The sequence below is a fragment of the Streptomyces sudanensis genome (genome assembly GCF_023614315.1).
In the GTDB taxonomy this organism is placed as follows: domain Bacteria; phylum Actinomycetota; class Actinomycetes; order Streptomycetales; family Streptomycetaceae; genus Streptomyces; species Streptomyces sudanensis.
Genome location: NZ_CP095474.1, coordinates 4547386 through 4568568, shown reverse-complemented (window position 1 = coordinate 4568568; position 21183 = coordinate 4547386). Strand labels below are relative to the sequence as shown.

Annotated in this window: 17 protein-coding genes and 2 pseudogenes; 2 read left to right on the top strand and 17 right to left on the bottom strand. The window is 73.2% G+C overall.

The annotated features are described in order from the left end of the window. Positions 1–14: 14 nt before the first annotated feature. From MW084_RS24665 to MW084_RS21070, 16 genes and pseudogenes are all read right to left on the bottom strand, one after another. Positions 15–233, bottom strand: a pseudogene (locus MW084_RS24665) (hypothetical protein); the annotation flags it as partial. After that, complete coding sequence (aroQ, locus tag MW084_RS21140) at positions 230–691, bottom strand: type II 3-dehydroquinate dehydratase (RefSeq protein ID WP_010470451.1); 462 nt, start codon at positions 689–691, stop codon at positions 230–232. The gene aroQ and the pseudogene MW084_RS24665, both read right to left, overlap by 4 nt. After that, on the bottom strand, positions 688–1782 hold the full coding sequence (gene aroB, locus MW084_RS21135; RefSeq protein WP_010470453.1) for a 3-dehydroquinate synthase: 1095 nt from the start codon (positions 1780–1782) through the stop codon (positions 688–690). Before aroB ends, aroQ begins: the two co-directional genes overlap by 4 nt. Then, on the bottom strand, positions 1779–2360 hold the full coding sequence (locus MW084_RS21130; protein WP_010470454.1) for a shikimate kinase: 582 nt from the start codon (positions 2358–2360) through the stop codon (positions 1779–1781). Before MW084_RS21130 ends, aroB begins: the two co-directional genes overlap by 4 nt. Next, positions 2357–3541: a chorismate synthase gene (aroC, locus tag MW084_RS21125; protein ID WP_010470455.1), complete on the bottom strand. Its 1185-nt coding sequence runs from the start codon at positions 3539–3541 to the stop codon at positions 2357–2359. Before aroC ends, MW084_RS21130 begins: the two co-directional genes overlap by 4 nt. Before the next feature lie 141 nt (positions 3542–3682). After that, complete coding sequence (locus MW084_RS21120; RefSeq protein ID WP_010470456.1) at positions 3683–4528, bottom strand: shikimate dehydrogenase; 846 nt, start codon at positions 4526–4528, stop codon at positions 3683–3685. Next, a complete protein-coding gene (gene mltG, locus MW084_RS21115) occupies positions 4509–6365 on the bottom strand; it encodes an endolytic transglycosylase MltG (RefSeq protein WP_010470457.1) in 1857 nt (618 codons plus the stop codon). The genes MW084_RS21120 and mltG overlap by 20 nt, the downstream gene beginning before the upstream one ends. A gap of 101 nt (positions 6366–6466) precedes the next feature. Further along, positions 6467–6940: a Holliday junction resolvase RuvX gene (gene ruvX / locus MW084_RS21110; protein ID WP_010470458.1), complete on the bottom strand. Its 474-nt coding sequence runs from the start codon at positions 6938–6940 to the stop codon at positions 6467–6469. Beyond that, entirely contained in the window at positions 6940–9609 is a 2670-nt protein-coding gene (gene alaS, locus MW084_RS21105; protein ID WP_010470459.1) for an alanine--tRNA ligase, read from the bottom strand. The genes ruvX and alaS overlap by 1 nt, the downstream gene beginning before the upstream one ends. A gap of 62 nt (positions 9610–9671) precedes the next feature. Next, positions 9672–9952 (bottom strand): hypothetical protein (locus tag MW084_RS21100; protein WP_275563740.1); only part of this gene is annotated, 281 nt, incomplete at its 3' end. Positions 9953–9960: 8 nt separating this feature from the next. Beyond that, positions 9961–10401, bottom strand: coding sequence for a DUF948 domain-containing protein (locus tag MW084_RS21095; protein ID WP_029553487.1), 441 nt, complete (start codon positions 10399–10401; stop codon positions 9961–9963). Between the two features lie 351 nt (positions 10402–10752). Continuing rightward, the gene (gene rpsD / locus MW084_RS21090; RefSeq protein ID WP_010470463.1) at positions 10753–11367 is read right to left on the bottom strand and encodes a 30S ribosomal protein S4; all 615 of its coding nucleotides are present in this window, start codon (positions 11365–11367) and stop codon (positions 10753–10755) included. 435 nt (positions 11368–11802) lie between these two features. Beyond that, complete coding sequence (locus MW084_RS21085; protein ID WP_010470464.1) at positions 11803–13185, bottom strand: replication-associated recombination protein A; 1383 nt, start codon at positions 13183–13185, stop codon at positions 11803–11805. A 57-nt stretch (positions 13186–13242) separates the two neighbouring features. Then, a complete protein-coding gene (locus tag MW084_RS21080; protein ID WP_029553488.1) occupies positions 13243–13863 on the bottom strand; it encodes a vitamin K epoxide reductase family protein in 621 nt (206 codons plus the stop codon). A 175-nt stretch (positions 13864–14038) separates the two neighbouring features. Further along, positions 14039–15301: a histidine--tRNA ligase gene (gene hisS / locus MW084_RS21075; RefSeq protein WP_010470466.1), complete on the bottom strand. Its 1263-nt coding sequence runs from the start codon at positions 15299–15301 to the stop codon at positions 14039–14041. Between the two features lie 13 nt (positions 15302–15314). Further along, positions 15315–16022: an MBL fold metallo-hydrolase gene (locus tag MW084_RS21070; RefSeq protein WP_010470468.1), complete on the bottom strand. Its 708-nt coding sequence runs from the start codon at positions 16020–16022 to the stop codon at positions 15315–15317. A 143-nt stretch (positions 16023–16165) separates the two neighbouring features. On the opposite strand from MW084_RS21070, the gene MW084_RS21065 reads away from it, so the two are divergent. Both MW084_RS21065 and MW084_RS21060 read left to right on the top strand, forming a co-directional pair. Continuing rightward, positions 16166–16954 (top strand): peptidylprolyl isomerase, encoded by a 789-nt coding sequence (locus MW084_RS21065; RefSeq protein WP_010470469.1) that lies wholly within the window; start codon positions 16166–16168, stop codon positions 16952–16954. 174 nt (positions 16955–17128) lie between these two features. Beyond that, positions 17129–18358: a DUF349 domain-containing protein gene (locus MW084_RS21060; RefSeq protein ID WP_010470470.1), complete on the top strand. Its 1230-nt coding sequence runs from the start codon at positions 17129–17131 to the stop codon at positions 18356–18358. A 79-nt stretch (positions 18359–18437) separates the two neighbouring features. On the opposite strand, the pseudogene MW084_RS21055 reads toward MW084_RS21060, so the two are convergent. Further along, positions 18438–20935 (bottom strand): annotated as a pseudogene (locus MW084_RS21055) (RelA/SpoT family protein). Between the last annotated feature and the right edge of the window lie 248 nt (positions 20936–21183).

Sequence of the window (21183 nt, the reverse complement as noted above, 5' to 3'; positions counted from 1 at the left end):
TGTATAANANTCCNGCCGGGGTGGTGTGCCTGCCGGGGCCACCCGGCCGCCGTGCTCCCCGGCTGGTGGGGCGGCGGCAGCGGGGCCCCCACTGCGTGCTGCATCCGGTGCCACTCCGTCTCGTACGACTGACGTTGGTCGGGCGGCCGTTCGACGGCGCGCCGCTGTCGAACCGTACCCTCCCGGCCCGCCGGACGGTGAACGGTCCGGGAGGGTTCCGGAAGGCCCGTCAGCCCGCGGACGCGTCGGCCAGGGCGCGCAGCGCGAGCCGGTACGACCCGATGCCGAAGCCCGCGACCGTCCCCGTGGCGACCGCCGCGACGACCGAGGTGTGCCGGAACTCCTCGCGGGCGTACGGGTTCGAGATGTGCACCTCGATCAGCGGCGCCGTCCGCTGGGCGGCCGCGTCCCGCAGCGCGTACGAGTAGTGCGTGAAGGCGCCGGGGTTGAGGACGACCGGAATCGAGCGGTCGGCCGCCTCGTGCAGCCAGCGGACCATCTCGCCCTCGTCGTTGGTCTCGCGGACGTCCACCTCAAAGCCCAGCTCCCCGCCGAGCTCCCGGCAGGCGTCCACCAGCCCCGCGTACGAGGTGGAGCCGTACACGTCGGGTTCGCGCGAACCGAGGCGGCCGAGGTTCGGCCCGTTCAGGACGTACACCGCGCGGACGTCCCCGCGGACGCGGTCCCTCACCCCGACACCTCCCCGTACGCCGCCAGCAGCACGGCCGGGTCGGGGCCCTCCAGAACGGTCGGCCTGGCCAGGCCGTCGAGGACGATGAAGCGCAGCAGGTCGCCGCGGGACTTCTTGTCGACCCGCATCGTCTCCAGCAGCTTCGGCCACTGGTCGCCGCGGTAGGTCAGCGGCAGCCCGACCGACTCCAGGACCGTGCGGTGCCGGTCGGCGGTCGCGTCGTCCAGGCGTCCGGCGAGCCGGCCCAGTTCGGCGGCGAAGACCATGCCGACGGAGACGGCCGCGCCGTGCCGCCACTTGTACCGCTCGTTCTTCTCGATCGCGTGCGCGAGGGTGTGGCCGTAGTTGAGGATCTCGCGCCGCCCCGACTCCCTCAGGTCGGAGGAGACGACCTCCGCCTTGACCCTGACGGAGCGGACGATCAGCTCGGCGGTGTGCGGCCCGGCGGGGGTGCGGGCGGCGGCCGGGTCGGACTCGATCAGGTCGAGGATCGCCGGGTCGGCGATGAAGCCGGCCTTGATCACCTCGGCGAGGCCGCTGACGTAGTCGTGGACGGGCAGCGAGTCCAGCGCGGCCAGGTCGCACAGGACGCCGGCGGGCGGGTGGAAGGCGCCGACGAGGTTCTTGCCCTCGGCGGTGTTGATGCCGGTCTTCCCGCCGACGGCCGCGTCGACCATGGCGAGGACGGTCGTCGGCACGGCGATCCAGCGCACCCCGCGCAGCCAGGTCGCCGCGACGAACCCGGCGAGGTCCGTGGTGGCGCCGCCGCCCACGCCGACGATCACGTCGGTGCGGGTGAAGCCGGTCTGGCCGAGCGCCTTCCAGCAGTACGCGGCGACCTCGGCGGTCTTCGCCTCCTCGGCGTTCGGCACCTGGATGGCGACGGCCTCGTACCCCTGGTCGGCGAGGTCCGCGCGCAGCGCCTCGCCGGTCTCGGCGAGCGCCTCGGGGTGGATGACGGCGACGCGCCTGGCGCGGTCGCCGACCAGTCCGGCCAGCTCGCCGAGGAGCTGCCGGCCGACCAGTACGTCGTACGGTTCGGTGCCGGCGTCGGCGCCGACGTGGATGCGGGTGACGGAAGTGTCGGTCACGTGTCCTCCTGGCCGGGTGTGCCGGAACCGGCGGCGTCGGCCGCCGAGGGACCGGTCCCCGGGGATTGCGGGAGCCTGAGTGCGTCGAGGACCGCGTCGGCGACCTCGTCGGGGGTGCGGCCGTCGGTGGCGACGACGACGCGCGCGACTTCGGTGTACAGGTGGCGGCGGGCGTCCATCAGTTCGCGCCACCGCCGGCGCGGGTTGACGGCCAGCAGCGGCCGGGCGGCGCCGAGGCCGACGCGCCGGACGGCCTCCTCGACATCCATCGACAGGTAGGCGACGGGCAGTCCGGCGAGCAGGGCGCGGGTGCCGTCGTCGAGGACCGCGCCCCCGCCCAGGGCGAGGACGCCGGTGTGCTCGGCGAGGGCGGCGCGGACGGCGGCCCGCTCCAGTTCGCGGAAGCGCGGCTCGCCGTCCTCCACGAAGATGTCGGAGATCTCCCGGCCCTCGGCGGCGACGATGTCGGCGTCCGTGTCCCGGTAGGGCACGCCCAGGCGCTCGGCGAGGAGCGCGCCCACCGTGGACTTGCCGGAGCCCATCGGCCCGACGAGGACGACCAGCGGTCCGCCGCTCACCGGATGTGCAGGGCGTCGAGGTAGGACCGCACGTTGCGGCGGGTCTCGGCGACGCTGTCGCCGCCGAACTTCTCCGCGACGGCGTCCGCCAGCACCAGCGCCACCATCGCCTCGGCGACGATCCCGGCCGCGGGCACCGCGCACACGTCGGACCGCTGGTGGTGCGCCTGCGCCGGCTCACCGGTCGCCACGTCGACGGTGCGCAGGGCGCGCGGCACGGTCGCGATGGGCTTCATCGCGGCCCGCACCCGCAGCACCTCACCGGTGGTGAGCCCCCCTTCCGTGCCGCCGGAGCGGCCGGAGGCGCGGCGGACGCCCTCACCGGTGGCGACGATCTCGTCGTGGGCCTGGGAGCCGGGGACGCGCGCCAGGCCGAAGCCGTCGCCGACCTCGACGCCCTTGATGGCCTGGATGCCCATGAGGGCCCCGGCCAGCCGCGCGTCGAGGCGCCGGTCCCAGTGGACGTGCGAGCCGAGGCCGACGGGCACGCCGTAGGCCAGGACCTCGACCACGCCGCCGAGCGTGTCGCCGTCCTTGTGGGCCCGGTCGATCTCGGCCACCATCGCCTTCGACGCCTCGGCGTCCAGGCAGCGCACCGGGTCGGCGTCGAGCCGCTCCACGTCGGCGGGCACCGGGTACACCCCCTGCGGCGCCCGGGCGGCGGCCAGCTCCACCACGTGGGAGACGATCTCGGTGCCGGTGGTCTCCCTCAGGTACGACCGGGCGATCGCGCCGAGGGCGACACGGGCGGCGGTCTCGCGGGCGCTGGCCCGCTCCAGGATCGGCCGGGCCTCGTCGAAGCCGTACTTCTGCATGCCGGCGAGGTCGGCGTGGCCGGGGCGGGGGCGGGTCAGCGGCGCGTTGCGGGCCAGCTCGGCCAGCTCCGCCGGGTCGACCGGATCGGCCGCCATGACCTTCTCCCACTTGGGCCACTCGGTGTTGCCGATCATGACGGCGACCGGGGAGCCGAGGGTGAGGCCGTGGCGGACGCCGCCGAGGAAGGTGACCTCGTCCCGTTCGAACTTCATCCGCGCGCCGCGCCCGTAACCCAGGCGCCGGCGGGCGAGGTGGTCCGCCACCGCCCCCGTGGTGACCGGGACGCCGGCGGGAAGACCCTCCAGCGTCGCCACCAGGGCGGGGCCGTGGGACTCCCCCGCCGTAAGCCAGCGCAACCTGCTCAACGGTGCTCCTCCTCCTGGGACCGCTCTGCGGACGGCCGGTCCCGGTACGCGGCCCGGGCGGCCTCGTCCCGATCCTCCCACGGCCAAGCGGCGGTCCGGTCGCCGTTCCGACCGGCGGACACCGCCCGGGCGGGCCGGGCGTCAGGCGCCGGCGGCGCCGAGGGCGTCCCGTCCCGCGGCCCGCATCGCCGCGAGCGGCGCCGGGGAGCGCCCGGTCATCGCCTCGACCTGGAGGGCGGCCTGGTGGACCAGGAGGTCGAGGCCGCCGAGGACCGCGCCGCCCCGCTCCGCCCAGGCGGCCGCGAGGGGCGTGGGCCAGGGGTGGTACACCACGTCGAACAACGTGCCGGGGGCCTTCGGCACGTACGGCGCGAGGCCGTCGGCGGCGCCCGCCGGGGTGGTGGCGACGACCAGGGGCGCGTCGAGGGCCCGGACGGCGTCGCCCCAGTCGGCGATGCGCACGTCGACGCCGAGGCGCTCGCCCCAGCCGCGCATCTCGCCGGCGCGGGCGGCACCGCGCACGTACGCGGTGACGGGGCCGGTGCGGAGGCGTGCGAGGGCGGCGAGCGCGGACGAGGCGGTGGCGCCGGCACCGAGGACGGCCGCCGCCTCGACCTCCTCCACGCCGCGTTCCCGCAGGGCGGCGACCATGCCGGGGACGTCGGTGTTGTCGCCTGTGCGGCGGCCGTCGCCGGTGAGGACGACGGTGTTGACGGCCTCCACCGAGCGGGCGGTGCCGCCGACCTCGTCGAGCAGCGGGATGACCGCCCGCTTGAGCGGCATGGTGAGCGACAGCCCGGCCCAGGAGGCGTCGAGGGCGTCGAGGAAGCCGGGGAGCCGTGCCTCGTCCACCTCGAAGCGGTCGTACGTCCAGCCGGTGAGGCCCAGCGCGGCATAGGCGGCCCGGTGCAGGGCCGGGGAGAGCGAGTGGGCGATCGGCGAGCCCAGGACGGCGGCCCTGCGGACCTCAGCCCCCCTTGTTGTCATTGAACTTGTCCTTGAGCTTGAGGAACTCGTCGTGGGTCCTGGCGAACTCGGTCTTGTTCATGCCGTCGGTCGCCACGAAGTACATCCACCCCTCCGCCGTGGGGGTGAGCGCGGCCGCGAGCGCCTCCTTGCCGGGATTGCCGATCGGGCCGGGGGTGAGGCCCTTGCGGGTGTACGTGTTGTACGGGTCCCTGTTGCTGTTGATCTCGGACTCGCTGATCTCGATCTCGCTCTGGCCCTTCAGGTAGTTGAAGGCCGAGTCGAACTGGAGGAGCTGGTTCGTCTCCGTGTTGGTGGGCTTGAGCCGGTTGTAGACGACCTCGCTCATCTTGCGGAAGTCGTCCTCGGTCTTGCCCTCCGCCTGGACGAGGCTGGCGACGGTGACCAGCTCCCAGGGGCCCTCCAGTCCCAGGGCTCCGGCCTTCGCCTCCAGGTCGAGCCTGCCGTACTCGGAGTTGGCGCGGGCGACCATCTTCCTCAGGACGTCCTCGGGCTTGTTGCCCTTGGCGACCGGATAGTCGGCCGGGAAGAGGAATCCCTCCAACGGGTCCTTCACGTCGGGGTGGCCGGTCGCCCATTCGGGCAGGCCGAGGTTCCCCGCCTCGTTCCTGGCGACCTTCTCGGTGGTGCCGGGTGCGAGTTCGAGGCGCTTGTCGACCTGCTGGTACACCCAGGCGTTGCGCTTGCCCTCGGGGATGATGAGGACGTTGCGGCTCTTGGGGTCGAGCATGGCGTCGACGGCGGCGGCCGCGGACATGCCCTTTCGAAGGGTGTAGAAGCCCGGCTGGATGGAGAGGCCCTTGGGGTTCTCGCCCTGGGCCGCGACGAAGGCGTCGACGCTCTTGACGACGCCCTGCTTCACCAGGACGCCGCCGATCTCGGCACCGACCGCGCCCTTGGGGACCTCGACGGTGACGGTCTCGCCGGTGCCGGAGCCGCTGAAGTCGGGTGCGGGGCCGAAACGGTCCTGCCAGAACTGGTAGCCGAAGTAGCCCGCGCCGCCGAGACCGCCGGCGAGGACGAGCGCGACGAACAGGCAGGCCACGCCGTTGCGGCTCTTGCGCTTCTTGGTCCGGCCGCGGCGGCTCCCGGCCTCGTGCCGCGACCCGGCCGGCTCGTCGCCGTACGCCTCGTCGCCGTGCGGGTCGTCGCCGTGCGGGGCGCCGCCGTACGCCTCGTCTCCGTGGCCGTCATGGCCGTCGTCGCCGCGCCGCCGGGAACCGCCGCCCGCGGCGTGGCCGTCCCACCCGCGGTCGTCGGCGGGACGCCCCCGGTCCTCGGGGTACCGGTCGCCGGGGAACGACGGGTGGGGCCCGCCGCCGGGAGCCCCGGTCGGCCACTGCCCGCCCTGGCCGTGGCCGCCGTGGCCGCCGTGGCCGCCCCGGTCGTGCCCGGGGTGCGGTGCCCCGCCGTGCGCGTCCGGGTGGCGCCGGTCGGGAGGCTCAGGCTGCGGGTACGCCCCGGAGGTGTCGTAGGGGCCGGCGCCCTGGCCGGTCCCGTAGGGGTCTGCGGACTGCGGCGTCCCGTAGGGGTCGGCGGGCTGCGGCGTCCCGTACGGCGGGGCGGTGTGCTGCCCGGTCCCGGGGTCCCAGCCGCCGTCGTGGCCCGGGCCGGGTGCGGCGCCGTGGCCCTGCCCGGATATCCCGGAGTCGTACCCCTGGCCGCCCGCGTCGTACCGCCGGTCGTCGTGACCCTGCCCGTACGGGTCCTGAGAGGCATCACCGTACTGCTGATGGTGGGCGCCTCCGTCCTGCCGGCTCCCCCATTCCCGGTCCCCGTACAGGGGGTCCTCGGGGTGCCAGGGCTGGGAGCCGGGGCTCCGGCCATAGTCAGTCATCGATCCCCAAACAGCCGTGAGGCTTCCGGGAGGTCCGCCTCGACGTCGTACGGCGACTGTTCGAACGCCACCGCATCGCGCGGAACGTTACCGTACCGCGATCAGGGCACCACCTCGACGCCTTCACCAGGCGGATTGCCCGACAATCGTTCGGACTCGAGGGCGTTCTGAAGGATGATCACAGCGGCTGCCTGGTCGATCACGGAGCGTCCCTTCTTCGCCTTCACCCCCGAGGCCCGCAGGCCCTGCGTCGCGGAGACGGTGGTCATCCGTTCGTCGACCAGCCGGACCGGCACCGGGGCGATGCCCCGGGCAAGCTCGCCGGCGAAGGCGCGGACCTTCGTGGCGGCCGGGCCCTCGCGGCCGTTGAGGGAGCGGGGCAGGCCCAGGACGACCTCGATCGGCTCGTACTCCTCGACGAGCTGCCGCAGCCGCCGGTGGGCGGCCGGGACGTCGCGTCCCGGCACGGTCTCCACCGGCGTGGCGAGGACCCCGTCGGGGTCGCACGAGGCGACCCCGATCCGGGCGTCCCCGACGTCGACCGCGAGCCGGCGCCCGCGTCGCAGACCGCTCATCAGGCGGTCTCGGCGACCATGCGCTCGACGGCCTCGACGGCCGTGCCGACGGCCTGCGGGTCCTGGCCGCCGCCCTGGGCGACGTCCGGCTTGCCGCCACCGCCGCCGCCGAGGGCCTTGGCCGCGGTGCGGACCAGGTCGCCGGCCTTGAGGCCGCGCTCGCGGGCGGCCTCGTTGGTGGCGATCACCGTCAGCGGACGGCCGTTGGCCGTGGCGAACAGGGCGACCACGGCCGGCCGGTCGCCGGGGATGCGGCCGCGCACGTCGAGGACGAGCCGGCGCAGGTCGTCGGCGCCGGTGCCGTCCGGGACCCGGCCGGTGACCAGGGCCACCCCGCGGACGTCCTTGGCGGACTCGGCGAGCCCGGCGGCGGCCTGGAGGACCTTCTCCGCGCGGAACCTCTCGATCTCCTTCTCGGCGTCCTTGAGCTTGGCGAGCATGCCGGAGATCTTCTCCGGCAGCTCCTCCGGACGGCCCTTGACCAGCTCCTGGAGCTGGGCGACGACCGTGTGCTCGCGGGCGAGGAAGTGGTAGGCGTCGACGCCGACGAGGGCTTCGATGCGGCGCACGCCCGAGCCGATGGACGACTCGCCGAGCAGCTTCACCAGGCCGAGCTGGGCGGTGTTGCGGACGTGGGTGCCGCCGCACAGCTCCTTGGAGAAGTCGCCGATGGTGACGACACGGACCCGCTCGCCGTACTTCTCGCCGAACTCGGCGATGGCCCCCTGGCGCTTGGCCTCGTCGATCGCCATGACCTCGGCGTGCACGTCGAGTTCGCGGGCCAGCACCTCGTTGATCTTCTGCTCGACGTCCGTCATGACCGTCTGCGGCACGGCGGACGGCGAGCCGAAGTCGAAGCGGAAGCGGCCGGGCTGGTTCTCCGAACCGGCCTGGGCGGCCGTCGGGCCGAGGGCGTCGCGCAGCGCCTGGTGCGTGAGGTGGGTGGCGCTGTGGGCGCGGGCGATGGCGCGGCGGCGGGCGACGTCGATGGCGGCGTAGGCGGTGGCGCCCACGGTCACCTCGCCGACCTGGACCGATCCCTTGTGCACGGACACGCCGGGAACCGGCTGCTGCACGTCGCGCACCTGGATGACGGCGCCGCCGTGCAGGCGAATGCGGCCGGTGTCGGCGATCTGCCCGCCGCCCTCGGCGTAGAAGGGCGTGCGGTCGAGGACGACCTCGACGTCGTCGCCCTCGGAGGCGGCCGGCGACGGGACGCCGTTGACCAGGAGGCCGACGATCGTGCTCTCGCCCTCGGTGCTGGTGTACCCGGTGAACTCGGTGGCGCCGGCGGTGTCGGCGATCTCGCGGTACGCGGTGACGTCGGCGTGGCCGGTCTTCTTGGCCCTGGCGTCGGCCTTGGCGCGCTCCCGCTGCTCCCTCATCAGGCGGCGGAAGCCCTCCTCGTCCACGGACAGGCCCTGTTCGGCGGCCATCTCCAAGGTGAGGTCGATGGGGAAGCCCCAGGTGTCGTGGAGGAGGAACGCCTTGTCGCCGGGGAGGACCCCGCCGCCGGCGGCCTTGGTCTCGGTGACGGCCGTGTCGAGGATGTTGGTGCCGGCCTTCAGCGTCTTGAGGAAGGCGGCCTCCTCGGCGAGGGCGACCGTCTCGATGCGCTTGCGGTCGGTCTCCAGCTCCGGGTACTGCTCGCCCATGGTGCGGATGACCGTGTCGACGAGCCGGCCGACGACCGGACCGGTGGCGCCGAGGAGGCGCATGTTGCGGATGGCGCGGCGCATGATGCGGCGCAGGACGTAGCCGCGGCCCTCGTTGCCGGGGGTGACGCCGTCGCCGATGAGCATGACGGAGGTGCGCATGTGGTCGGCGACCACGCGCAGGGAGACGTCGCTGTCCTGCGCCTCGCCGTAGCGGACGCCGGTCAGCTCGGTGGCCTGGTCGATGACGACCTTCAGGGTGTCGGTCTCGTACATGTTCCGCACGCCCTGGAGGATCATCGCCAGGCGTTCCAGGCCGAGACCGGTGTCGATGTTCTTGCTCGGGAGGTCGCCGAGGATCGGGAAGTCCTCCTTGCCGGTCCCCTCGCCGCGCTCGTACTGCATGAAGACGAGGTTCCAGATCTCCACGTACCGCTCGTCGTTGACGGCCGGGCCGCCCTCGACGCCGAACTCGGGGCCGCGGTCGTAGTTGATCTCGGAGCAGGGGCCGCAGGGGCCGGGGACGCCCATGGACCAGAAGTTCGGGCCCATCCCGAGGCGCTGGATCCGCTCGGCCGGGACGCCGACCACGTCGCGCCAGATCCGCTCGGCCTCGTCGTCCTCCTGGTAGACCGTGATCCAGAGCTTCTCCGGCTCCAGTCCGTAGCCGCCGTGCTCGACCGGGGTGGTCAGCAGCTCCCAGGCGAGCTTGATGGCGCCTTCCTTGAAGTAGTCGCCGAAGGAGAAGTTCCCGCACATCTGGAAGAACGTGCCGTGACGGGTGGTCTTGCCGACCTCTTCGATGTCCGGGGTGCGCACGCACTTCTGGACGCTGGCGGCGCGGGGGAAGGGCGGCTTGGCCTCGCCCAGGAAGTAGGGCTTGAACGGCACCATGCCGGCGGGGACGAGGAGCAGAGTCGGGTCGTCCGCGATGAGCGACGCCGAAGGCACGACGGTGTGCCCGCGCTCCTCGAAGAAGCTCAGCCAGCGGCGGCGGATTTCAGCCGACTCCATCAGTGGTCCTCATTCCGGTCGTACGGGTGGGTGGGGTGCGGGNCCCTGCCCCCCGCCGCGCNGCCGCCCGGTCCGAGCGGCGCGCGGCGGGGGCAGGGAGGGCCGCCGGGTCGACCGGCGCGTCCAGCCCCAGTACCTCTCCCAGCTCCGCCTCGCGCTGGAGCATTCCCGCGCGGACGTCGAGGGCGAAGTCCCTGAGCCGGTGGCCCGTCTCGACCGCCTTGTCGGCGGCCTGGGCGGCGAGGCTCTCGGGGGTGAGCCGCTTGAGCTTGCGGTTGACCTTGGTGGTGGCCCACACGCCGGCTGCCGCGCCGGCGGTGAACCAGAATGCCCGGCGGAACATGTGTCGCGTCAGCCTTTCCGGTTCCGGCCGGCGCGTGCTCCGGGCACCGCGCGGCCGACGATGACGGTGCTCCGCGACCGCCGCCGTTCGGCGGGGCGGTCGCCCTTGTCGCGGCCCAGCGCCCGGCGTACGCCGTAGCCGAACGCCGCGACCTTGACCAGGGGGCCGCCGAAGGTGGAGGCGACGGTGGTGGAGAGGGCCGACGCGTTGGAGGTGACCTCCTGGACGTCCGAGGCGATGGCGTCGACCCGGTCGAGCTGGGTCTGCGCGGAGCGCACGGTCGCGGAGGCGTCGGCCAGCAGGGGTACCGCCTGTTCGGTCACCTCCGCCACGAGCCGGGTGGCCGCCCTGAGCGTCTGGGCCAGCCTCACCAGCACCACGGCCAGGAAGGAGACCAGGATCGCCCAGAAGACGGCCACCAGGATCCCGGCAACCTCTCCACCGGTCACTGCGCACCGCTCTCTGCTCGTCGAAGTCCTCGGTCTTTCAGCACTTGAAAGCCGTCCTCCGAGCCTATCGCGCCCATGACGGCTCCCCGAACCGGATTCCCGGCCGCCGGACGGGGGCGGGCCCGCACGTCCGCACGGAGTGCGGCGGCACGGGGCGCCGCGGGACCGTGCGGGCCGCCGGGGTTCGGGGCCTCGCGGGACGGGCTCCCCGGCGGTGGGCGCCGCGCGTGCGGCACCGGCGGACCGTCGTCCCGGGTCCCGGGAACGCGGAAGCCCGCCGGCTTCCCGCCGTCGACGGCGGGGAGGCGGCGGGCCGGGGACCGCTGCGGTGCTGCGGGTACCGCGCCCGGGTCAGCGGGCGTAGTACTCGACGACGAGCTGCTCGTCGCAGATGACCGGGATCTCCTTGCGGTTCGGCTCGCGGTCGAGGCGGAAGGCCAGGGCCTTCAGGTTGACCTGCAGGTAGCGCGGGGTCTCGCCGTCGGGGGCGAAGCCGCCCTCACGGGCCACCTGGAACAGCGTCTTGCTGCGCGAGCGCTCGCGGACCATCACGACGTCGTCGGGACGGACGCGGAAGGACGGCTTGTCGACCTTCTGGCCGTTGACCTCGATGTGGCCGTGGACGACCATCTGGCGGGCCTGGTAGATGGTGCGGGCGATGCCCGAGCGCAGGACCAGCGCGTCGAGACGGCGCTCGAGCTCGACGACCAGCGCCTCGCCCGTCTTGCCCTCGGCCTTCTTCGCGCGGTCGTAGGCGCGGGCCATCTGGCGCTCGCTGATGTCGTACTGGGCGCGCAGGCGCTGCTTCTCGAGCAGACGGACCTTGTAGTCCGAGTTCTGCTTGCGACCGCGGCCGTGCTCACCCGGCGGGTACGGGCGGGCCTCGAAGTACTTGACGGCCTTCGGCGTCAGGGCGATGCCGAGCGCACGGGACTTCTTGACCTTGGGACGCGACTGGTTAGGCACGTTCTCCAGACCTCCGAAATAGGTTAGTTCACCTTGCTCAAGGAGATCGCATGTCCGCCCTGGGAACACCACGCGCGTCACAGACAGCAGCACGAAGAGCGATGCCTCTCAGTGGGGCATCGATGTGACGGAGGTCCGATCAGCTCATGGTCAGCCGCGTCCCAGCGGGCCGGAGATCGCCCGGATGCCGTCAGCAGCCGAGCGCACACGAACTCCCGTACAGGGTACATGCTCCACGGCGGTGCCGGTTCCCGGAGCGCTCGCGCCCTTCCCGGCGGCCCTTCCGGCAGGCGCTTCCGGAGGTCCGGGCCGGGGTCCGGTCGCCGCCGGTCCGGTCGCACCCGCCCGGCCTCGAATCCGGCGGCCGGTGCGCCGACCGCCCGGAGGTCCGGACGTCGGACCGCCGCGCGCACCCGCCGCCGCGGCACCCGGCCGTCACCGCTCCCGGGGCGGCCTGCGGGGCTCCGCCCCGTCGCCGCGGAGCCGCTCCCGCACCTTCTCCACCACGTCCGCGTACCGCGCCTCCGCGCCGTGGCGGGTCGGCCGGTAGTAGCGCCGCTCCCGCACCGCGTCCGGGGCGTACTGCTGGGCGGCGATCCCACCCGGCACGTCGTGCGGGTACACGTACCCCTGCGCGTGCCCCAGTCCGGCCGCGCCCTTGTAGTGCCCGTCGCGCAGGTGCGGCGGCACCGGTCCGGCGAGCCCCGCCCGCACGTCCGCCCGGGCGGCCTGGATCGCCAGCGTCGCGGCGTTGGACTTCGGGGCCAGGGCCAGCGCGATCGTCGCGTGGCTGAGCGTCAGCGCCGCCTCGGGGAAGCCGATCATCGCGACCGCCTGGGCCGCCGCCACCGCGGTGGGCAGCGCCGTCGGGTCCGCCAGTCCGATGTCCTCGCTCGCGGAGATCATCAGCCGCCGGGCGATGAACCGGGGGTCCTCCCCCGCCTCGATCATCCGGGCCAGGTAGTGCAGCGCCGCGTCCACGTCCGAGCCGCGGATCGACTTGATGAGCGCGCTCGCCACGTCGTAGTGCTGGTCGCCGTCCCGGTCGTACCTCACCGCGGCGCGGTCCACGGTCTCCTCCAGCGTGGCGAGCGTGATCTCCGGCTCGCCCTTGGCCAGGGCCGCCCCGGCCGCCGCCTCCAGCGCCGTCAGCGCCCGCCGGGCGTCGCCGCCGGCGACGCGCAGCAGGTGCGCCTCCGCGTCCTCGGGCAGCGTGACCTCGCCGGCCAGGCCGCGCTCCCCGGTCAGCGCGCGCCGCAGCAGGTCGCGCAGGTCGTCGTCGGTGAGCGGCTCCAGCGTCAGCAGCAGGGAGCGGGAGAGCAGCGGGGAGATCACCGAGAAGTGGGGGTTCTCCGTCGTCGCGGCGACGAGGGTGACCCAGCGGTTCTCGACGGCCGGCAGCAGCGAGTCCTGCTGCGCCTTGCTGAAGCGGTGGATCTCGTCCAGGAACAGGACGGTCTCCTTGCCGAAGCCGCCGGCCGCGCGACGGGCGCCGTCGATGACCGCGCGGACCTCCTTGACCCCGGCCGTGATCGCGGACAGCTCCACGAAACGCCGGTCGGTGGCCCGGGAGACCACATGGGCCAGGGTCGTCTTGCCGGTACCGGGCGGGCCCCACAGGATCACGGACGAGGTCCCCGCCGGACCGCCCCCGCCCTCGCCGACCAGGCGGCGCAGCGGCGACCCGGGCTTCAGCAGGTGCCGCTGCCCGACGACCTCGTCCAGGGTCCGCGGGCGCATCCGCACCGCGAGCGGGCTGTGCGACGGCTCCTTCTCCTGACGGTCCTCGGCTGCGGCGGTAAAGAGGTCGGGCTCCACACCGTGAAGCCTATGCCAGCCCTCCGACAGGCCCGGCGGGGCGCCGGGGGCGGCCGGTCAGCCGAGCCAGAAGTCCCACCAGCGCGTCAGGATCAGCATCCCGATGATCCCGAGGTGCAGCGCCGGCAGGACCCAGGTGAACTCGTCGAGGAAGCGCCGCAGGCCGGCCGGTGCGGGCAGCAGGCCGTTGCGGACGTTGTGCGAGGTCACGTACCAGAACATGACGATCGTCGCGGCCCAGGCGAGGCAGCACCACAGGCACAGGGCGTTGATCGAGTAGAGGGACTGGACCATGAGCCAGGTGCAGAACCCGACGCCGAACAGCGTGCCCGCGTTGAGGCCCAGCCAGTACCAGCGGCGGTAGCGGGCGCCGGCGAGCAGGCCGACGCCGATGGCGATCACCATGCCGTAGGTGACCAGCCCCAGCATCGGGTTCGGGAAGCCGAACACCGTCGCCTGGTCGCTCTTCATGATGCTGCCGCAGGCCACGACCGGGTTGAAGCTGCAACCGGGGACGAAGTCGGGGTCCGCGAGCAGCTTGAACTTGTCGAGGGTGATGATCCACGCGGCCAGCAGCCCCGCCGCGCCGGTGACGACCAGCATCCATGCGAAGGCTCTGCTCGCGCCCACGGCACGGGAGTCCGTACGCGCCTCGTCCACCGTTGCAGTCGTCGTCATGCCGCCCGTCCGTCGTCAGTTGGCTGCTGGTCCGCGGCCATTGTGCCGCACGGGGCCGTGAGATCCGACCGTTCCGCACAACCGATGGGACGTACGTTCGCTTCCCGGACTCCGTCCCCGCCTTCGGGGAGGGCCCCGGCGGGCCGGACGGCGCGCGGCCGTCCGGCCTCCCCGGTCACGCGAGCTTCGCGCGCAGGGTCTCCGCGATCGCGCCGAGGGGTACGGCCGCCTGCTCGCCGGACTCCAGGTCCTTGAGCTGGACCACGCCCTCCTCCAGGTCCCGGTCGCCGGCGATGAGCGCGTAGCGGGCCCCCGAGCGGTTCGCCGCCTTCATGCCCGCCTTCATGCTCCTGCCGCCGAACGCCATGTCCGTGGCGACGCCGGCCCTGCGGAGCTCGGTGACCAGGCCGAACAGGCGCCGCTTGGCGTCGTCGCCCAGGGCCACGGCGAAGACGTCCGTCGCGGCGGGGACGTCGAGCGCGACGCCCTCGGCCTCCAGCGCCAGGACCGTGCGGTCCACGCCGAGCGCCCAGCCCACGGACGGCAGCGCGGGGCCGCCGATCATCTCGGACAGGCCGTCGTAGCGGCCGCCGCCGCCCACCGCGGACTGGGCGCCGAGCCCGTCGTGGACGAACTCGAACGTGGTCCGCGTGTAGTAGTCGAGGCCGCGCACCAGCTTCTCGTCGTCCTCGAAGGCCACGCCCGCGGCCGTCAGCAGGGCGCGCACCTCCTCGTGGTACGCCGTGCACGCGTCGCACAGGTGGTCGCGCAGCAGGGGCGCCCCCCCGAGCTGCCGCTGGACCTCGGCGCGCTTGTCGTCCAGGACCCGCAGCGGGTTGATCTCGATGCGGCGGCGCGTGTCCTCGTCCAGGTCCAGGCCGCGCAGGAAGCCCTGGAGGGCCTCGCGGTAGGCCGGCCGGCACTCCTTGTCGCCGAGCGAGTTCAGCAGGATGCGGAAGTCCCGCAGCCCCAGTGACCGGTACGCCTGGTCGGCCAGGACGATCAGCTCGGCGTCAAGCACCGGATCCTCGGCGCCGATCGCCTCGGCGCCGACCTGGGAGAAGTGGCGGTAGCGGCCCTTCTGCGGACGCTCGTAGCGGTAGTACGAGCCGGAGTACCAGAGCTTGACCGGGAGGTTGCCGCCCTTGTGCAGGTTCGCCTCCAGGGCGGCGCGCAGCACGGACGCGGTGCCCTCGGGGCGCAGGGCCAGCCTGTCGCCGCCCTTGGTCTCGAAGGCGTACATCTCCTTGGTCACGATGTCGGTGGACTCGCCGACGCCCCGCGCGAACAGCTCGACGTTCTCGAAGCCGGGCGTCTCGACGTAGCCGTAGCCGGAGCTCCTCAGCGGGGCGGCGATGGCCTCGCGCACGGCGAGGAACGTCGCCGAACGCGGCGGCAGCAGGTCGTACGTGCCCTTGGGGGCCTGGAAGGTACTCACGGAAGGTCTCTCGTCACATTCCTCGTCGGGGAGCCGCGGGGCTCCCGGAGCCGGCGGCCACCTCCCGCAGGTACGGGTTGGTGGCGCGCTCGCGGCCGATGGTGGTCTGGGGGCCGTGGCCGGACAGCACCACGGTCGAGTCGTCGAGCGGCAGGCACACGCGGGCCAGCGACGCGAGCATCTCGTCCATGTCGCCGCCGGGCAGGTCGGTGCGTCCGATGGAGCCGGCGAAGAGCAGGTCGCCCGAGAAGAGGACCGGCGGCACGTCCGCGGCCTCGGGCGTCCTGAACGCCACCGACCCCTTGGTATGGCCGGGCGCGTGCGCGACGGTGAGCTCCAGGCCGGCGAGTTCCAGCCGCGCGCCGTCGGCGAGCTCGTGGACGTCGTCCGGTTCCCCGACGGTCAGCTCCCCCATGAGCGGCATGCCGATGGAGCGGCCGAGGGCCTTCTCCGGGTCGCTCATCATGTACCGGTCGGCCGGGTGGATCCAGGCGGGCACGTCGTGGGCCCCGCAGACCGGGACGACGGAGGCGACATGGTCGATGTGGCCGTGGGTGAGCACCACCGCCACGGGCTTGAGCCGGTGCTTCCTCAGTGTCTCCTCGACCCCGCTGGCGGCCCGGTGGCCCGGGTCGATGATCACGCACTCCTCGCCCGCGGCGGGGGCGACCACGTAGCAGTTGGTCCCCCAGGCCCCGGCGGGGAACCCGGCAATAAGCACGATCGTCCTCAGATAGTCGTCCGGCGGGAGAATGCAGCAGCTCAGAGCCTACCGGCGCGGCTCGTCCCCCGGCCAACCCGTATACGGTACGGGCACACCAGTTCCGGACGGGGCCGGACGAGCGAGGAAGAGGAGGAGATCCGGTGGTGAACAACGATCAGCGACGGCGGCAGCTCGCCCGGGAGAAGTTCGAGCGGCAGCAGCGCCGGCGCGAGGAGTCGCGGAGGAAGGCCAAGCGCCGCAACACGATCGTGGCCGCCGCGCTCGCCGTGGTCCTGGCGGCGGGCGGCGCGGTGTACGCCTCCGTCCAGCTGACCGGACGCGGCACCGATCGCGTCGACGCCGCGGACGGGCCGGGCGCGACCCCCGCGCCGGGCGCGTCCTCGCCGTCCCCCGAGCCCTCGATGGCGGTCGACACCGAGGCGGCGTACACGATGACGCTCAAGACGAACGTGGGCGACATGGTGATCTCCATGAACGCCGCCAGGACGCCGCGGACGGTCAACTCCTTCAAGCACCTCGCGGACGGGAAGTACTTCGACGGCACGAAGTGCCACCGGCTGACCACGCAGGGCATCTTCGTCCTGCAGTGCGGCGACCCGCAGGGCGACGGCACGGGGGGCCCGGGCTACAACATCCCCGACGAGGACCTGGCGTCCCTCGGCAAGGCGGGGCCGGACGGCAAGGTGACGTTCAAGGCGGGCACGGTGGCGATGGCCAACACGGGCAGCCCGGACAGCGGCGGCAGCCAGTTCTTCCTGGTGTACCGGGACACCCGACTGCCCCCGCAGTACACCCCGTTCGGGACGCTCGACGCCGCCGGCCTGAAGGCGGTCCGGGACGTGGCCGCCGCGGGGGTCGAGGGCGGCACCGGGGACGGGGCCCCGAAGAAGCCGGTCACCGTCGAGAAGGCCACGGTCAGCAAGAGGTGAACCGCCGGATTTCGGTCGCGCTGGGAGCGGACAGCCGGGCGGCCGTTCGCCTAGATTGGCGTTGTACGGCGTGGACTGGACGCACGCCGTGAAGGACGGGCGAGGCCCGTCCGGGAAACTGTGGACGATGCCCGGGGAAGGACCCCTTCACCGGCATCATGTGGAGGAGGCGCTGTGAGCAGCGACCCGTGGGGCCGCGTCGACGAGACGGGCACCGTGTACGTGCGTACTGCCGACGGCGAGAAGGTCGTCGGATCGTGGCAGGCCGGTTCTCCCGAGGAGGCACTGGCCTACTTCGAGCGCAAGTACGAGGGACTGGTTGTCGAGATCGGCCTCCTCGAGCGGCGGGTGAGGACCACCGACCTGTCCGCGAAGGACGCGATGACCGCCGTCGACCACCTGCGCCGGCAGGTCGACGAGCACCACGCCGTCGGTGACCTCGACGCGCTCTCGAAGCGGCTGGACAAGCTCGTCGAGACGGTCGAGTCGCGGCGCGAGGAGCGCAAGGCCCAGAAGGCCAGGCAGGCCGACGAGGCGCGGCACGCCAAGGAGGCGCTGGTCGCGGAGGCCGAGGAGCTCGCGCAGAGCGAGCAGTGGCGGGCCGCCGGCGAGCGGCTGCGCGCCCTGGTGGACACGTGGAAGGGCCTGCCGCGGCTCGACCGGAAGTCCGACGACGAACTGTGGCACCGCTTCTCGCACGCCCGGTCGGCGTTCTCCAAGCGGCGCAAGGCGCACTTCGCGGCGCTGGACGCGCAGCGCGAGGAGGCCCGCCGGACGAAGGAACGCCTGGTGGCGGAGGCCGAGGCCCTGTCGAACTCCACGGACTGGGGGCCGACGGCCGCGCGGTACCGGGACCTGATGGCCGAGTGGAAGGCCGCGGGCCGGGCCCAGCGCGAGCACGAGGACGCACTGTGGAACCGCTTCCGCGGTGCGCAGGACGTGTTCTTCGCGGCGCGCGGCTCGGTGTTCGCCGAGCGCGACGCGGAGCAGACCGAGAACCTCAAGCTGAAGGAGGAGCTCGCCGCCGAGGCCGAGAAGCTGGTGCCGGTGACGGACCTGAAGGCGGCCCGCGCCGCGTTCCGGTCCCTCAACGAGCGCTGGGAGGCCATCGGCCACGTCCCGCGGGACGCCCGGCCGAAGGTCGAGGGCCGCATGCACGCGGTGGAGCGGGCCATCCAGGAGGCCGAGGAGGCCGAGTGGCGCCGCACCAACCCGGAGGCCCGGGCGCGTGCGGAGGGGCTGACGGGCCAGCTTCAGGACGCCGTGGACAAGCTGCGCAAGCAGATCGACGCGGCGCGCGCGGCGGGCAACGACGCGAAGGCCGAGAAGCTCACGCGCGAGCTGGAGGGCCGCCAGGCGCTGCTGGACCAGGCGCTGAAGGGCCTGCAGGAGTTCGGCGGCTGAGGAGCCGCTCCGCGCGAGGGCCGGTACGGGACACCCCGTACCGGCCCTCTCGCGCGTGCGGGCGGAGCCCGGTCGGCCGTCAGGGGCGGCGGGCCGACGTCACGCGGTACACGTCGTACACGCCCTCCACGCCGCGCACGGCCTTCAGCACGTGCCCGAGGTGCTTGGGGTCGCCCATCTCGAAGGTGAACCGGGACGTGGCGACCCGGTCGCGGGAGGTCTGGACGGCCGCCGACAGGATGTTGACGTGCTGGTCGGACAGGACGCGGGTGACGTCCGACAGGAGCCGGGAGCGGTCCAGCGCCTCGACCTGGATGGCGACGAGGAACACCGACGACTGGGTGGGCGCCCACTCGACGTCGAGGATCCGCTCGGGCTGCTGCGACAGCGAGTCGACGTTGACGCAGTCGGCGCGGTGCACCGACACGCCGCTGCCGCGCGTGACGAAGCCGATGATCGGGTCGCCGGGCACCGGGGTGCAGCAGCGGGCCAGTTTGACCCACACGTCCTCGACGCCCTTGACGACGACCCCGGGGTCGGCCTTGGCGCGGCGCTTGGCGCGGCCACGGGCGGGCGGCGCGGTCTCGGCGATGTCCTCGGTCGCCGCCTCCTCGCCGCCGAGGGCCTGCACCAGCTTCTGCACGATCGACTGGGCGGTGACATGGCCCTCGCCGATCGCCGCGTACAGCGAGGAGATGTCGTTGTAGCGCATCTCGTGGGCGAGGGTGACCAGGGAGTCGCCGGTGAGTATGCGCTGGATCGGCAGGTTCTGCTTGCGCATCGCCCGGGCGATGGCGTCCTTGCCCTGCTCGATCGCCTCGTCGCGGCGCTCCTTGGAGAACCAGGCGCGGATCTTGTTGCGGGCGCGGGGCGACTTGACGAAGCCGAGCCAGTCGCGGGAGGGGCCGGCGCCGATGGCCTTGGAGGTGAAGACCTCCACCAGGTCGCCGTTGTCGAGGGTCGACTCGAGCGGGACGAGCCGCCCGTTGACCCGGGCCCCTATGGTGCGGTGGCCGACCTCGGTGTGGACGGCGTACGCGAAGTCGACGGGGGTGGCACCGGCGGGCAGCGCGATGACGTCGCCCTTGGGGGTGAAGACGAAGACCTCGTTGCGCGACAGGTCGAAGCGCAGGGACTCCAGGAACTCGCCGGGGTCCTCGGTCTCCTTCTGCCAGTCCAGGAGCTGGCGCAGCCACGCCATGTCGTTGACGTGGTCGTCCCCGCCGGGCCTCTTCGGCACGTCGGTGCGCACCTTGGAGGCGCCGGCGACGGCGTCCTGCTTGTACTTCCAGTGCGCGGCGATGCCGTACTCGGCGCGGCGGTGCATGTCGAACGTGCGGATCTGCAGTTCGACGGGCTTGCCGTTGGGCCCGATGACCGTCGTGTGGAGCGACTGGTACATGTTGAACTTCGGCATCGCGATGTAGTCCTTGAACCGGCCCGGGACCGGGTTCCACCGCGCGTGGACGGTGCCGAGGGCCGCGTAGCAGTCGCGGACCGTGTCGACGAGGACGCGGATGCCCACCAGGTCGTAGATCTCCGCGAAGTCGCGGCCGCGGACGATCATCTTCTGGTAGACGCTGTAGTAGTGCTTGGGCCGGCCGGTGACGGTCGCCTTGATGCGGGCGGCGCGCAGGTCGGCCTGGACCTCGTCGGTCACCAGGCTGAGGTACTCGTCCCGCTTGGGTGCGCGCTCGGCGACGAGGCGGACGATCTCGTCGTACATCTTCGGGTAGAGGATCGCGAAGGCGAGGTCCTCCAGCTCCCACTTGATGGTGTTCATGCCCAGGCGGTGGGCGAGCGGCGCGTAGATCTCCAGGGTCTCGCGGGCCTTCTTCTCCTGCTTCTCCCGCTTGAGGTAGCGCATCGTGCGCATGTTGTGCAGGCGGTCGGCGAGCTTGATGACCAGGACGCGGGGGTCCTTCGCCATGGCGACGACCATCTTGCGGACGGTCTCGGCCTGGGCGGCCTCGCCGAACTTGACCTTGTCGAGCTTGGTGACGCCGTCGACGAGGAGGGCGACCTGGTCGCCGAAGTCGCGGCGCAGGTCCTCCAGGCCGTACTCGGTGTCCTCGACCGTGTCGTGGAGGAGGCCCGCCATCAGCGTCGCCGGGTCCATCCCGAGTTCGGCGAGGATGGTGGTGACGGCGAGCGGGTGGGTGATGTACGGGTCGCCGCTCTTGCGCTTCTGGCCGCGGTGCCACCGCTCGGCGACCTGGTAGGCGTACTCGATCTGGCGGAGGGTCGCCGTCTCGATCTTCGGGTCGTTGCTGCGCACTATCCGCAGCAGCGGTTCGAGGACCGGGTTGTACGCCGAGGAGCGCTGTACGCCGAGGCGGGCGAGGCGGGCGCGGACGCGGCTGGAGGAGCCGGCGGGACGGGCCGGGGCGGACGGGGCCGGCCTGGCAGGGGCGGCGGCGGCAGTTGGGTATAAGGGACAGCCGCGGGGGCCGGTTCGGTCTCGCCGGCCCTGCCGGGCGCGTCCTGCCGGGCCGGTGGCGTGGCGGAGGACTCCGCGGCCTGGTCGGCCCGCTGGTCGGGGGTCGCGGCGGAGAGTGGCTGGGCCTCGTCTGGCAAGGGCGCTCCTCGTGCGGGTCCGGGCCCTCCGGTGAGGCCCGGAAATCCCATGGTATCCATCCCGGACGCCCAGTCGCGCCGGGCGGGAGTGCCGCCGGCGCGGCACGGCGTCCGGTGTTCCCCGACGGCCCTCCCCGTACGCCCCCGGTCCTTCGCGGGCTTCCGCCGGGGGACCGGACCGGTGGCCCGGCCCCCGGCCGCCGCGGCGGCGCGCTCCCGGCGGGTCGGGCGTTCGCCACTTCCACCCG

Excerpts from the sequence above, each read along its gene's own strand:
- alaS (WP_010470459.1), bottom strand. The coding sequence starts at position 9,609 with ATGGAGTCGGCTGAAATCCGCCGCCGCTGGCTGAGCTTCTTCGAGGAG.
- mltG (WP_010470457.1), bottom strand. The coding sequence starts at position 6,365 with ATGACTGACTATGGCCGGAGCCCCGGCTCCCAGCCCTGGCACCCCGAG.
- MW084_RS21120 (WP_010470456.1), bottom strand. The coding sequence starts at position 4,528 with ATGACAACAAGGGGGGCTGAGGTCCGCAGGGCCGCCGTCCTGGGCTCG.
- ruvX (WP_010470458.1), bottom strand. The coding sequence starts at position 6,940 with ATGAGCGGTCTGCGACGCGGGCGCCGGCTCGCGGTCGACGTCGGGGAC.
- MW084_RS21080 (WP_029553488.1), bottom strand. The coding sequence starts at position 13,863 with ATGACGACGACTGCAACGGTGGACGAGGCGCGTACGGACTCCCGTGCC.